This window comes from Streptomyces sp. NPDC006314, assembly GCF_040613075.1.
Taxonomy (GTDB): domain Bacteria; phylum Actinomycetota; class Actinomycetes; order Streptomycetales; family Streptomycetaceae; genus Streptomyces.
Window position 1 is genome coordinate 101,285 of the sequence record NZ_JBEXRL010000018.1, and the last position, 12,113, is coordinate 113,397.

12 protein-coding genes and 1 pseudogene are annotated in these 12,113 nt (G+C 69.0%); 6 read left to right on the forward strand and 7 right to left on the reverse strand.

All coding sequences use genetic code 11. The annotated features are described in order from the left end of the window. Positions 1 to 18 precede the first annotated feature (18 nt). Both ABZ079_RS28165 and ABZ079_RS28170 read left to right on the forward strand, forming a co-directional pair. Entirely contained in the window at positions 19 to 1,257 is a 1,239-nt protein-coding gene (locus ABZ079_RS28165) for an MFS transporter (RefSeq protein WP_356942233.1), read from the forward strand. Continuing rightward, positions 1,254 to 1,391, forward strand: a complete 138-nt coding sequence (locus ABZ079_RS28170; RefSeq protein ID WP_356942234.1) for a hypothetical protein — start codon at positions 1,254 to 1,256, stop codon at positions 1,389 to 1,391. The genes ABZ079_RS28165 and ABZ079_RS28170 overlap by 4 nt, the downstream gene beginning before the upstream one ends. Before the next feature lie 326 nt (positions 1,392 to 1,717). Here the strand turns inward: ABZ079_RS28170 and ABZ079_RS28175 are convergent, their stop codons facing one another. The 3 genes from ABZ079_RS28175 to ABZ079_RS28185 form a co-directional block, all read right to left on the reverse strand. After that, a complete protein-coding gene (locus ABZ079_RS28175) occupies positions 1,718 to 2,209 on the reverse strand; it encodes a hypothetical protein (RefSeq protein WP_356942235.1) in 492 nt (163 codons plus the stop codon). Positions 2,210 to 2,312: 103 nt separating this feature from the next. Next, positions 2,313 to 2,453 carry a hypothetical protein gene (locus ABZ079_RS28180; RefSeq protein WP_356942236.1) on the reverse strand — a complete coding sequence of 47 codons (141 nt, stop codon included), beginning with the start codon at positions 2,451 to 2,453 and terminating at the stop codon, positions 2,313 to 2,315. Positions 2,454 to 3,757: 1,304 nt separating this feature from the next. Further along, entirely contained in the window at positions 3,758 to 4,240 is a 483-nt protein-coding gene (locus tag ABZ079_RS28185; RefSeq protein ID WP_356942237.1) for a MarR family winged helix-turn-helix transcriptional regulator, read from the reverse strand. Positions 4,241 to 4,294: 54 nt separating this feature from the next. Here ABZ079_RS28185 and ABZ079_RS28190 point away from each other — a divergent pair, with 54 nt between their 5' ends. Continuing rightward, a complete protein-coding gene (locus ABZ079_RS28190) occupies positions 4,295 to 4,750 on the forward strand; it encodes a nuclear transport factor 2 family protein (RefSeq protein WP_356942238.1) in 456 nt (151 codons plus the stop codon). A 471-nt stretch (positions 4,751 to 5,221) separates the two neighbouring features. Further along, a pseudogene (locus ABZ079_RS28195) lies at positions 5,222 to 5,554 on the forward strand (transposase); the annotation flags it as partial. Between the two features lie 252 nt (positions 5,555 to 5,806). Here the strand turns inward: ABZ079_RS28195 and ABZ079_RS28200 are convergent. Next, complete coding sequence (locus ABZ079_RS28200; RefSeq protein ID WP_356942284.1) at positions 5,807 to 6,262, reverse strand: MarR family transcriptional regulator; 456 nt, start codon at positions 6,260 to 6,262, stop codon at positions 5,807 to 5,809. Positions 6,263 to 6,417: 155 nt separating this feature from the next. Here ABZ079_RS28200 and ABZ079_RS28205 point away from each other — a divergent pair, with 155 nt between their 5' ends. Further along, the gene (locus ABZ079_RS28205; RefSeq protein WP_356942239.1) at positions 6,418 to 6,774 is read left to right on the forward strand and encodes an HGxxPAAW family protein; all 357 of its coding nucleotides are present in this window, start codon (positions 6,418 to 6,420) and stop codon (positions 6,772 to 6,774) included. A gap of 460 nt (positions 6,775 to 7,234) precedes the next feature. Here the strand turns inward: ABZ079_RS28205 and ABZ079_RS28210 are convergent, their stop codons facing one another. Beyond that, positions 7,235 to 8,836, reverse strand: coding sequence for a M4 family metallopeptidase (locus ABZ079_RS28210; protein ID WP_356942240.1), 1,602 nt, complete (start codon positions 8,834 to 8,836; stop codon positions 7,235 to 7,237). Positions 8,837 to 9,015: 179 nt separating this feature from the next. Beyond that, on the reverse strand, positions 9,016 to 9,996 hold the full coding sequence (locus tag ABZ079_RS28215; protein ID WP_356942241.1) for a LysR family transcriptional regulator: 981 nt from the start codon (positions 9,994 to 9,996) through the stop codon (positions 9,016 to 9,018). A gap of 889 nt (positions 9,997 to 10,885) precedes the next feature. On the opposite strand from ABZ079_RS28215, the gene ABZ079_RS28220 reads away from it, so the two are divergent. Next, complete coding sequence (locus ABZ079_RS28220; RefSeq protein ID WP_356942242.1) at positions 10,886 to 11,029, forward strand: hypothetical protein; 144 nt, start codon at positions 10,886 to 10,888, stop codon at positions 11,027 to 11,029. Between the two features lie 672 nt (positions 11,030 to 11,701). Here ABZ079_RS28220 and ABZ079_RS28225 read toward each other — a convergent pair. Continuing rightward, positions 11,702 to 11,854 (reverse strand): hypothetical protein, encoded by a 153-nt coding sequence (locus ABZ079_RS28225; RefSeq protein ID WP_356942243.1) that lies wholly within the window; start codon positions 11,852 to 11,854, stop codon positions 11,702 to 11,704. Between the last annotated feature and the right edge of the window lie 259 nt (positions 11,855 to 12,113).

Consider the following 12,113-nt stretch of genomic DNA (forward strand, 5'->3'; position numbering starts at 1 on the left):
CACCCACCGTTTGACGCCATGACAACGATCGCCAGTATCCGGCCCAGCGCCCTCGTCCGCGCCTCAGGAGGCCCCCGCTATGCCGTCGCCCTGGCCGTGGACGCGCTCGGCACCGGCCTGCTGCGGCCCTTTCTGCTGCTCTACGGCGTGACGGTACTGAAGCTTTCGGGCCCGGCCACCGGCATCGCCATGGCCGCCGGAGTCGTCGCGGGCCTGGTGTGCATGCCCGCGGTGGGCCGATGGCTGGACCGGGGCGCCCGCAGTACGGTCGTGGCGGCGTCCATGCTGGTACGGGTGTTGGGCGTGGCGCTGCTGTTGGTCACCCCCGCGGGGCACGCCGTGCTGTTCGCGGCGGCAGCGCTTTTCCTCGGCATCGGCAATCAGGCATGGCCGGCCGCCCACGCGGCCGTCGTGGCCACCGTCGCCCATGGCTGGGAACGCGACGCTGCGCTCGCGGGAGGCCGCGCCCTGCGCAACGCCGCCCTGGGCGCGGGCGCGCTCCTCGCCACCGCGTGCCTGGCGGGCGGCACCACGGCGCTACGGGCGATGGCAGCCGCCACCGGGCTCGCCTTTTTTACCGCAGCGGCCCTGGCGTGGTCCGTCCGCCTGCACGCGCATCCCGCCGAGAAGGCCGAGGACGGGGACGAGGCGCCCGCCCCCCGTATGCTCACACTGCTAACCGCCAACGTGGTCTACGTCTTCTGCCTCAACGTTCCCGAAATCGCACTGCCCCTGATCCTGGTGACGCAGTTGCACGCGTCCCCGGTGTGGCCGGCAGCCGTCTTCGTGGCCAACACGGTGTTGGTCGTGACGCTGCAGGTGCCGGTCACCGTCCTTATGTCCCGCTTCCACCGGAGATCCGTGCTGGCCCTGTCCGGCGTGGTGCTGGCCGCGTCCTACGTCGGCTTCCTCGCGGCCACCTCACTGGGACACGGCTGGGGCGCCCCGGCCGTCGCCGCGGTCTCCGTGGTCTGCACGATCGGCGAGATCATCTACGCCGGCAGCGTCACCCCGCTCGTCACCGCGCTCGCCCCGGCCCGCCTCCTGGGACGCGCCCTGGCCCGCCTCCAGCTCTCCACCGGGTTCGGTCTCGCCGTATCGCCCGCGGCCATCACCGCGCTCGCACCGCTCGGCCCGGCCGCCCTGTGGGGCAGTCTCGCGGCTACGACACTCCTGTCCGCCTCCGCCGTCGCCGCCGACAAGGACCGGGGTACGCGGTTCAGCGGTCGCTGCAGCCGGACGCGAGCAGACCTGTGAACCCGGCAACCGCTTCCGGCGGCGGTCAGAAGAAGCGGCGGACGTTCTCCGGCCTGTCGGACCGGGGCCTCGCCGCCGGCACCGGCAGGGACGCCGCGCTGCCCGTGGGGCTGGTCAGCCAGGAGCGGCGGTAGACCGTGCAGACCCGTCCTGTGCCCGGCGCCCGAAAGGGCAGGATGTCACAGAGCGCGGCCACAACCCGCAACGACGGGCGGCCGGGCGCGCAGGCAGTCGGGGGGGGGGCTCCGTCTGCCGCCCCATGGTGAGCCAGACCGGATGCCTCCACGGTCAGTTCGGCCTCATCGTGCCGGACAACGATGTCGGCGAGGGCGTCCGGCTGGCAGCATCCGGCTGCCTCAAGGGCCAGGGCTGCTGCCTGATCGTAGTCGGCTGCTTCGACGGCGGTGAAGGCGAGGTCTGCCGGAACCCTGTTGGTCAGTTGGTCCGCGGGCCAGCGAAGTCAAGCCGTGTGCTTGTGCATCACGTCGAGGTAGTGCCGGTCGCGGTGCGGAACGTGGTGGTCCCGGCGGGGCAGGCTGAAGACAGCGCAAACCTCGGCCGGCTGGGTGACGATGCTCGACTGCTCGCCGAAGGTGAGGACGGGGTTGACCTCGTGGTGGCAGCCTGCGGTGTCGAGGGCGGTGGTCAGTTCCTCGCGGAGCACGGTGGCCTCGAATGTCTCGGAATCAGGCAGGACGAGCGGTGGGAGACTCGCCGCTGATCCGGGACAGAGGTCGATCCAGATGCCACTGACGGCCCTCTGGGTGACGACGAGTCGCAGGCCGCCCCACGCATACGGGTAGCCGTCGATATCCGGGCCCTTCATAAGGATGGCGGGGTGCGGGCGCCCTTGACCGAGGAGGTCCTCGGCCTCAGTCAGGGGCATCCCGCAGTGAAGCGGGCCGATCCGGCCGGTTCGGGCGAAGTCGACGAGCACGTTCATCAAGGTCACGGTAGTGACTGTGACACTCTCCCGGGCCTGTGCGCACTCCGATATCAGCCCGAGGAGCCCGCCCCGCCCCGTCGGACGTCGACGAGCGACAGAAAGCGGGCCGTCAGCGGCGCGTCCAGTTCGCGTGGCGTCGGGCCGCCCGGAGCGGGTGTGTCGGCGAGGCGGTCGAGTAGCCGGTGCAGTGCCGCCTGGCCGTCCTGCCGGCTGCGTGCTCGTCGTCGATCAGCGGGATCGGCACGGTCATTCTCCGGATTGTTCTCGGCTGTCCATGAGTTGGGAGCGCGTGGATCGAACGTCCGCAGCGCGGTGATCTACCCGGCCTTGCTGGGCGCTTCCAGCGGCTTGCCGAGACGGTCGCCAACCTGTGGTGCGCTGGACGTGGTCACCGTCCTTCATCTGGTCCAGCGTGGCTGTCCACGAAGCGCCGGTCGGCCGGGTCCGGCGGACGGACCGGCGGCGTCGGGCTGTTCGGCGGCGATCCAACGGCCGACCTCGAGCAGATCCGAGCGGACGCCGCGCCGCGAACGCGCGGGAACAGCGTCGAGGTGGCGTGCCAACGGTCGGCCCACTGTTCCCGGATCGGCGCGCCGCCGCTGGGCCGGGCCGAGTGGCGGCCGGCGCCGGGAGGCGGAGGATCGCAGAATCCGAGCTCGGCAACCGCCCGCTGCATGGCGTGCATGGTGTTCAGCCGACTGCTCTCCAGCAGCCCGTCGCGGCGGACCCGGTCGAACAGTGCGGTATCCAGATCCTCAAGAGTGCGGGCTGCGGTTCAGCAGGAACAGCTGACAGGCCACCAACGGCACACGTGTCTTCGTCCCGGCCGAGCCGGAAGCCCCAGGCGACCAGGACCGTGCGAGCCGTGCGACCTCACCGTTGACGCGGTCGCGTCCGAAGATCCGCCATGCCAGGGGGAGCCGCTGCAACTGCCGAGTCTGTGGACTCGTTGCAGAACCGAGTAGGTAGGCGTGTGCCGCGAGACAGGGGCGGACCTCCCACGCGGGCGCGACTCAGCCTGGGCGCGGCCGAGCAGGTGGAACCATTCCCCCACGGCCCAGCCCCAGGAAGTCCGGTCTCCGCGCACCGCGTCAGCAGCACCGCACCGCGACCACGTCGAGCATGGCCCGTCACCGATGCGGGGGAGGGGGAGCTCAGCGCGGTGGTGACCGCCTCCAGCGGAACCGACAGCCGCACGATCACGCGCCTGCCCGGCGCGGACGGGTCGTGGTACTGCATTCGCCGCAGATTCCGCACACCCAGGTCAGCCACGGCCCTGGCCTCGGCAGTCGCACTGCCACCGCGGCGTCGTCGCGGGGCGGGGAGATCGGCCAGGACCAGCGCCCGGCCCCGCCCTCGGCGGCGACGGCCGGCAGTGGTTCCGCGGCACCATCGCCAACGACGCCTGGCTCCAAACCCGAACCGCCGCCCTCGACCTCCGCCGACTCAGCACGGACACCTCTAAGCTGCGTGCCAGCGTGCCCCGGTGGCTGCCTGCCGACGATCGGCTTCCTAACACATGCGCACTGTCGCCCACCGAGGCATTGGCGACGCCTATCGCGGTGGCTTGACCTCGCGTCGCTGGACGGCCGTAGTGGATCCGAGCTCGTCGAGCAGGTCTGCAAGCAGGCTGCGGGTAGCGCCGAGGGCTTCGGTGCCGAAGTGCCGGCGTAGCCGCTCCTCCAAAGCTGCCCGGGCCCGGCGCGCAGCGGCAACGGCCTCCTGACCACGGCCGGTGAGCGAGACACGGCGAATGCGAGCATCACTGGAGTCGGGAAGGCGCTCTACATAGCCGAGACGCTCCAACTCCGCAACGGCCTTGGAGGCGCCCTGCTGAGTCATGTCCAACTTCTCGGCGAGGTCGCCGATGGTGGGTCGGGCGTTGATGAGGTGTTGAAAGAGGTAGCCGTGAGACATGCGTAGGTCGGCGAACCCCTGTGCGGCTAGTTCTTCCTTGACCGCAGCGCTGGCGGCAAAACCGGCAAAAAGGGCGAGAGTGCCGGTGTCGAGGTCCTTTGGAGTGAGCGGTTGCTGCATGGCACCCACCCTACGTCAGTTGACAACTGTAGTTGTACAACTATGGTTGTGCGTATGTCGGACACTGAAAGCAACCCGAACATCCGCACAGCCGTTCGCTATCACCAGGCGGTGTCGCGCTTTGCCGGACCAGAGGAACTGGCTTCCTTCTTCCATCCGGAGGCGGTTCACACCCAACTGCCCAATGCCCTGTTTCCCAATGGCACGCTACGACGTCTGCCCGAATTGCTTGCCGCATCCCAGCGAGCGCCAAAGCTGCTGTCGCACCAGGACTTCGAAGTGATCAACGTGGTTGCCTCTGGCAGCCAGGTCGCCATAGAAGCCACGTGGTCCGGCACGCTGGCCGTTGCCCTAGGAGAGCTCCCTGCAGGGCACGTGATGGGCGCCCACATCGCGACATTCATCGAATTTCGCGAGGGAAAGATCGTTGCTCAGCGCAACTACGACTGCTACGAGCCCCTTCGCTCCGGCATCGCGAGCGACCAACCCGCCGAAGGCAAGTACGCCTGACATTTGAGGGAGAGCCTGCCTGGCCAACCGCTCGGCAGACTGGACGGACCTGGTCCAGGGCACCGGTCGACGCCAACTGCACCGGTCCACTGGCATTGGCGCAGTAATCGCAGCAGTCGCGGTTCATGCACCGCCCGGTCCAGATGTTCCAGCCCGTTTTCAGTGGTGAGACACGAAGACATGTCGTACCGAACTTAGGGGATGACGTTGACTGCGCCTGCTCGGAAAGGTCCTGCGCCCACTGGATATGGACTCCCTCCATCCCTCCAGCCCGCAAGCGGCTCGGTGTGTCTCTCCCGATCCGGAACCCAGCAAACGCCTCCGTGTAGACGCAATGAAGACGTCGTCGCTCCCTGCCACGTCCCTCGCGGAGTGCTGGAACGGCCAAGCGCGTGCGCGGGCACGGCGTAATGCACGGGCCCCGAACAGTGGGAACGTCGATGCGCCGCAGCTGCGGCGAGTGTTGCCCCGCTGCCGCGGTCCGAGGCCGCCGAGGGCGCCTGGCTTGGCGGTGGACGTCACGCCGAGGTCGTCGCAGCCCAAGTCCGCCGGGTGGCGCAGGACCTCATCGGCATGGGGTGGTGGCAGCAGTGTGACCACGACATCCTGATCCTCTTTGACGCCGGCTACGACGCTCCACCCATGGCCTGCCTGCTGGAAGGACTGCCGGTGGTAGTGGTCGGACGGATACGCGCGGACCGCGTTATGCGCAAGCCGGTCCCGGTACCGTGGATTTCGCCGCCGAAGGGCGGGCCCCCGCCGGGGGAAGGCAAGGAGTTCCGCTCCGCCAAGCCCGAAACCTGGGCGAGCCCGATGCCGCGGCCATGAAGGTCACCCGACCGATCGGCAGCGTCCGCGCGATGGCCCGGACCCCATCCCCGCCAGAAAAGTGTGCACACGAAGCCCACTGCGGCCCTACCGCATCTCACCGCCAACTATGCGTGACCTCGTTAGATGGTGGACCCCCCCACACCTTGGCCGCCGACGACTCGGTGCAGCGCCGGAGAGCCGTCGCCCGCCGGTGGCCCAAACGGTGCTGACGACCGCCATCCGGCTTCAGCGGCCGACGGGAGGAAGGTCGGTAACTCCGCGCCGGATGTCGTCCAGCGAGTCCTGAAGCAAGGTTCTGGCACGGGTGAACCAGTCGGCCAGAACGGCGATTTCGTCCGGGCTGTAATCGGCGAAGAGAACGGCCAAGCGCTCGTACAGGGGACCGTAGACCTCGAGGATGCGTTCCTGTGCGGTCTCCTCCATGACCACGTGGACCCGTCGGCGGTCGCGTGGGTCTGCTTGGCGGCGGATGTAGCCCGCCCTTTCCAGGCGGTTGAGGACGCCGGTGACTGCTCCGGTGGTCAGCCGGGCCCGTTCGGAGAGATCGCCGGCCACGAGGGACTCGCCAGCCGCGGCGGCTTCGACGAGAAAGCCCAGGCAGGTGAGGTCCGTGACGTTGAGGCCGAGTCGGCGCGCGATGTCCTGCTGTCCGAATTGTGCCGTCGCGATCATTCGGTCCATCGCGTACAGCGCCTGCTCGGCCGTCACCGCCGGACGTGCCTTGCCCTTCGCCACACTGTCCCCTAACATCAAAATAGATTAGCTCGTGAGATAAGTTGTCGGGCGGGTGAGTCCGGCCGACTCCTCCAGCATCCCATTTTCCAAGGAGCCAACTGATGAGCGCGCACGGAGACTGCGACATGGGACACACGGTGGCTGGCTGGACGGGAACCGGCGTAGCGGTGACCGGGTTCACCATCTGCGGCCTCGGCATGATCACCGTCTCCACTTCCCTGATCCTTGCCGGCGTTGCGACGCTTGCTCTGGCGGTGCTGATCACATGGGTGCTCCACCTGGCCGGCTGGGGCAAACCGAGCGGGCCTCGTCCGGCTGACCAGTGGGACTGGCGAGTCAAGGACCTCGCCGCCCGCCACGGACACCCGCACTGCGTGGGCTGTCGAATCGCCGGACGGCACGCAACAGCAGAGAAGAGCCGCAAGCCGGTGACCGCCCCGGTTGCCGCCGAATCATGAAGGGCGCTTCCCAGGGCTCCATCTGGATTGTGAAGAGGGCAGTGCTGTCTCTGCGGCTACGTATGACCACGCGAACGTGGCCTCGGCAGCCCGGCCGACTTTCTCCCGGACGGTGGCGGCTACGGAGCCGGACTCGTCGGTCGTGTGTCACCCGCGGGCGTCACCCTGATCGCCCTCGCGTTGTTCGTGTTCCTGGTGGCGGCGAGCCGCTGGTGGTTCGGCGCCACTCCTACGGCCCCGTCGGATGGGGGCCACGCGCCTGGACCACCCTCAGCCGACTCGCGAGGAAGACCAGCGGCCGGTAAGCGACAGTCGATGCCCCCGGCTCGCGTCCGCGGAAGCGCCTCACTGGACGCGGGGGAGCGGCGTCGCCGGGGAAACGCCGGGCCCGGGCGACGGCCGAGATGTTCCTCGTCGTCGTCCGGGCCGGCTCGCACGGATCAGGCGGTGCGTCGGTGTGTCAGAGGACGTTGACCGCGCTCCAGGCCGCGGCCACGGTGGCGTATTCCGGGCTGCTGGCGCCGTAGAGGTCCCTCGCCGCGTTCAGAGCCGCGGTGCGGGCTCCCTTGTAGTCCGTGGTGGAGGTCATGTAGACGGTCAGCGCCCGATACCAGATGGCGGAGGCCTTCTGGTTGCCGATGCCGGTGACGGTGGAGCCGTTGCAGGTGGGGCTGTTGTAGGAGACGCCGTTGACGGTCTTGGCGCCGCTGCCCTCGCTCGCGAGGTAGAACCAGTGGTTGCCGACGCCCGAGGAGTAGTGCACGTCGAGCCGGCCGACCGACTTCGACCAGCAGTCGGCGGAGCGGCCGTCCAGGGACGGCTTGTCGAAGCGGCGCAGCCACGGCGGGGTGGACTGGTCGCTGAAAAGGTAGTCGGGGGTGTCCACCGGGTTGTTGGCGTACCACTCGACCATGGTGCCGAGGATGTCGCTGGTGGCCTCGTTCAGGCCGCCGGACTCACCGCTGTAGCGCAGGTTCGCGGTGGCAGATGTGACGCCGTGGGTCATCTCGTGGCCCATGGTGTCGAGGTCGACCTGCTCGGGGTCGACGGTGCCGTTGCCGTCGCCGGTCATCATGCAGAAGCAGGAGTCCGACCACTGGGCGTTGTCCCAGTTGGTGCCGACGTGGACGAAGACGGTGGCGCCGCGGCCGTCGTTCTTGATGCCGTTGCGGCCGAAGGCGGTCTTGTAGTAGTCGAACGTCTTCGCGGTATTGACGTGCGCGTCGACGGCGGCGGTGGCTCTGTCGGTGGAGAACTTCCTGCCGTCGCCCCAGATGTTGTCGGCGTCGGTGAACAGAGTGCCGGAGGAGCTCTTCAGGGACGAGGACGAGAGGTTGTGCGCGTCCTTGGTGATGTGGCCGCGCACCGGGTCGATCAGGGCGAAGGTGCCGTCGGCCTGTTGGGTGGTGTCGAGGGTGACGTCACCGGTGTACTCGGAGTGGCCGGTGCCGGTCGCCTCGTGCTCGGCGTCGTAGTTCTCGATCGCCGCGCCGGTGGTGGCGTCGGTGACGAAGACCTCGCCGTGCGGCTGGCCCTTGTCGCCCAGGCCCTGCACGGTGGTGCGCCAGGCCAGGCGCGGGGTGCCGTCGGCGGCCCACACGATCAGCTGGGGCGTGGACTTGGCGTTGCGCACCAACCCGCGCGAGCGCTTCAGGGCGCTTGCCGCGGTGCCCTTGGCGTCGACGGCGGGAGTGACGGACTTGAGTGCCACCTTGTGGGCCTTGGCGCGGGTGGATCCCTTGAGCGAGCCGTCGGCCTTCTGGTGAACGACGAAGTCGCCACCGACGACGGGGAGTCCGCGGTAGGTCCGCTCGAAGCGGACGTGCCGGGTGCCGTCGGCGTCGATCACGACGTCCTTCACCTTGAGCGTCTGGCCCGCGCCGAACCCGAAGGTGTCGGCATGCCGGGTCACGTTAGCCTTGGCCTGGGATATCGCCGTGTCGCGGACGGAGGTTCCGTCCTGCACCGCATGGGGCTGCGAGTGCGCGGGTACGGCCATCGCACCCGTGGTGATGACGCCGGCGGCGACCATCGCGGAAAGGGCAAGAAGGGGACGGGACATGACGGGGAGATTCCTTCGCTCGTCGTGGGGTGACGACGTCCTCGGACGTTGGGTCGTCGTGGGGTGACGACGTCCTTGGACGTTGACGCGAAGTGTTCACCAGGTGACATGTTCCTGACCTGATCCCATCTGGGATATAACCGCGGAGCTATAGGGCAGAGGGCCTGTGGCTCCGGCGGTCAGTTGCCCTCACCGAGGGCGAACTCCCTCCCCCCGCCCTCCCACCAGGCCAGATACTGCGGCCGCTGCCGCACCAGCGACAGATAGGCGGCCAGAAGACGCTCGCACGCCGCGTCGGCGAGCTCGGGCGGAACCGATTCCGTGTTCCAGGCCAGCAGGAGCCGGCGGTGGAACGGGACGTCCACGAGCGGCCGCTGCACGGTGCCCTGGGCGGCGACATCGGCGGTCGGCCACACGCCGCAGACAGCACGCCGGCCGGCGACCAGGATCTGTGCCACGGACAGGTCCGGCGTCACATGGGCGATGCGCGGGGTGAATCCCGCCGACTGGCAGGTGAGGTGAAGGTAGGCGTGCACACCGCTCTCGTCCGCCTCCGGCATCACCCAGTCCTCGTCCGCCAGTTCAACAAGACTGACCATCTCCCGGCGCGCCAGCGGGTGGTTTTCCGAGAGCAGGACGAAGACCGGTTCGCGGAGCAGTGTGCGCGTCGCCACCGAGTCGCCGACCGAGAGCGGGAAGCCCGGGAACTCGCCGAACACCGCGATGTCGCACTTCGACAGGCTCAGCGATTTCACCAGGGTGTGCACCGAGCGGCGGGCGTCTATGGTGAGCCGGCGCTCCGGAACGAGTTCGAAGAGGGCGGAGACCAGCAGGGACACCAGGGGTCCTGCGGTTCCTCCCGCCCGCAGCGGGGTGGCGGCCCGGCTGTCCGCCTCGGCCGCCGACCGCGCGTGCTCGCGCAGCCGGTCGAAGCCGGCGACGAGGTCACGGGCGCAGCGCAGGACGTACTGGCCGTGCTCGTTCGGCTTCACCCCGTCAGTGCTGCGGATGAAGAGCGGGCCGCCCAGCTCTTGTTCGATCCGCTTCAGCTGAGCGCTCGTGGCCGGTTGCGAGAGCTGCAACCGTGCGGCTGCCTTGCGGATGCTGCCGGCCTCGGCGACGGTGAGCAGGACACGGAGGTGCCGGAACTCGAGGTGCATGATTTTCCCCGCTCAGCGCGGGGGACCCGTACACCCCCCGTGAACAGCAGAACCAGCTGCCCGACGGCATGGTGACCAAGAATCCGACGAGCCTTCGGGGGCGGCAACCATGAGACGGTAAAACATGCGGTCGAACGTGACGGGGTTTCATCGCATCACGGTGCCAGTCTGCGAGAGCGGCGAGCCCCTTGGCGACGGCGCACTGCGCTAGTGGCGGTCGCCGCTTGGGCCGTCATCGCTGTATCCGGCGACCAGACTGCACCAGCCGCCCGGGCCGACATAGGAGTTGCCGCATATCGGCGTGGCCAGCGGAAGAACAGCAGCCAGTCGAGCCACCCGGGCGGCGCCGCGGTGGGAGCGTCGGGGTGGTGACTATCAGGCCGAACGGCCCGTGAGAGTCAGGGTCTGGTGGATGCTGCGGTCATGGCGAGGTGTCGTTCCGTGTAGGGGCGCCCCCGGCTCTGCGTCAGCCGGGTGCCCGTTGCTGGGAAGGGCGCAGTCGCCGCGTGCGGGGCAGTCGGTGGACTGGGCGGGAGAGGTGCGGAAGCGGGGCGAGGCCCGAGGGTGTCGCTTGTCTGGAAAGGGAAGTTGCCCAGTCCGCCAGGTGGTTGACGTGCCCCTGGAGTTCGGACTCCTGACCGCAGAGGTCGGCGAGGCCTTCACCGCCTGGCGCAAGGGGCTTCTCGACCATGGCGAGGAACTGGCCGACGTGTTCCGTACCTGGCCGGGCTCGCTCAGATGCAGGGTGTCAACCTGGACGAGGAAGTCGCACGCAAGATCGAGAAGAACGCGCGTCGCACCTATGCCCCGGGAGCCAATGGCACTCTCCTGCGGACCGGGGAGGTATAGGCCCACGAGACCTGTACGGGATTATCCCCCGCATCGGCCCGTGGACCGCTGCGACCGCCGCGGCGGACCTCACCGGCGACGGACCTCACCGGCGACGGACCTCACCGGCGACTTCAGCGTCTACCCGCGCGACGACCTGGCCGTCCGTACCTGGGCCGCCAAGATCGCCCCCACCTACCCATGACCTGGCAAGAAGGACACGGCGTTCGGCCCGCTGCGGATCGGCTGGGCCAGGTCTGACCTCACCGCGCTGCACACCGTCGCGCTCGCGGCCCTCACCCGGCGAGCGCACGCCAAACGACAGGGAGGACCCATGCGGCAGTTACCGCTTGGCGGCGCTGACAGCCGGCACACGCCCGACGCTGTTCATCAGCGCGCCGCTGCGTGACTGCACCCTGCGGCCCCGGACCAATGACCACACCCTGCCCGTCCTGGGAATGGCATACATCGCCACGTACGCCCAGCAGCGCGGCTTCCACGTCAGCGTGCTCGACACCGAAGCTCACGGTCTGGGTATCGAGGCGTCCGCGCGGATCGGTCAACGAGGCCGCGCCCCGCTGGGCCGCCATGAACCTCCTCTCGCCCACCTACGAGATGTCCGCGAGGATCGCCGAGCAGCTCGATCCGCACATCGCACCCTTGCCCACAGACCCGGGATCTCGGCCAGCACCTCCCCAGCCGGGTAAGTCGTGGCCGCGCTCCTCGCGCCACAGTTCGGGCGGCCGCGTCCTGAGCCGAGTGCCCACCCTGCGCGGAGCGCTCGGGCTCGGGCTCGGCGTGAAAGATCGCCTGCTCCACATCCGGGTGGTAGATCGAGACTCCGTCGCCGCCCCAGCGCACGGTCTACGCATCCAGGTCACACACAACGGTGACACACCACCGCCGGGAAGAATCCGGCGCCGACGAGCCTCAGCCCGACCGCCAGCGGAGCACCGAAGTGGGGCGAGAGCAGGCCGGCGGCGGCCGCCGCCAGGCAGCCCAGCGGCACCACCATGCCCACCTCGCTCATCGAGTACCGGGCAACTTCGCCCCTTGCGTACCAGCCACGGCCCGCGCTACGTCAGCGCCACCCGGGCCAGGGTAATGACCGAACCGGCGAGCCAGATGTGCTCAAGCAGGAAGACACCCGCGGCGGTACCGCCCAGCGCGGCGCCCAGCAGTGCCAAGCCGGTTGAGGGTGGCGTGGCTGTCATCGACAGCTGCCTGTTCTTCGCCGGTGAGCGCGATTGCGGCCCGCACGCGCTGAAGGTTGTCCTTCGCCTCCGGGA

Bases quoted from the DNA above. Each gene is read 5' to 3' on its own strand.
- ABZ079_RS28190 (WP_356942238.1), top strand. From the start codon at position 4,295: ATGTCGGACACTGAAAGCAACCCGAACATCCGCACAGCCGTTCGCTAT.
- ABZ079_RS28210 (WP_356942240.1), bottom strand. From the start codon at position 8,836: ATGTCCCGTCCCCTTCTTGCCCTTTCCGCGATGGTCGCCGCCGGCGTC.
- ABZ079_RS28215 (WP_356942241.1), bottom strand. From the start codon at position 9,996: ATGCACCTCGAGTTCCGGCACCTCCGTGTCCTGCTCACCGTCGCCGAG.
- ABZ079_RS28180 (WP_356942236.1), bottom strand. From the start codon at position 2,453: ATGACCGTGCCGATCCCGCTGATCGACGACGAGCACGCAGCCGGCAGG.
- ABZ079_RS28205 (WP_356942239.1), top strand. From the start codon at position 6,418: ATGAGCGCGCACGGAGACTGCGACATGGGACACACGGTGGCTGGCTGG.
- ABZ079_RS28185 (WP_356942237.1), bottom strand. From the start codon at position 4,240: ATGCAGCAACCGCTCACTCCAAAGGACCTCGACACCGGCACTCTCGCC.
- ABZ079_RS28225 (WP_356942243.1), bottom strand. From the start codon at position 11,854: ATGAGCGAGGTGGGCATGGTGGTGCCGCTGGGCTGCCTGGCGGCGGCC.
- ABZ079_RS28165 (WP_356942233.1), top strand. From the start codon at position 19: ATGACAACGATCGCCAGTATCCGGCCCAGCGCCCTCGTCCGCGCCTCA.
- ABZ079_RS28200 (WP_356942284.1), bottom strand. From the start codon at position 6,262: ATGGACCGAATGATCGCGACGGCACAATTCGGACAGCAGGACATCGCG.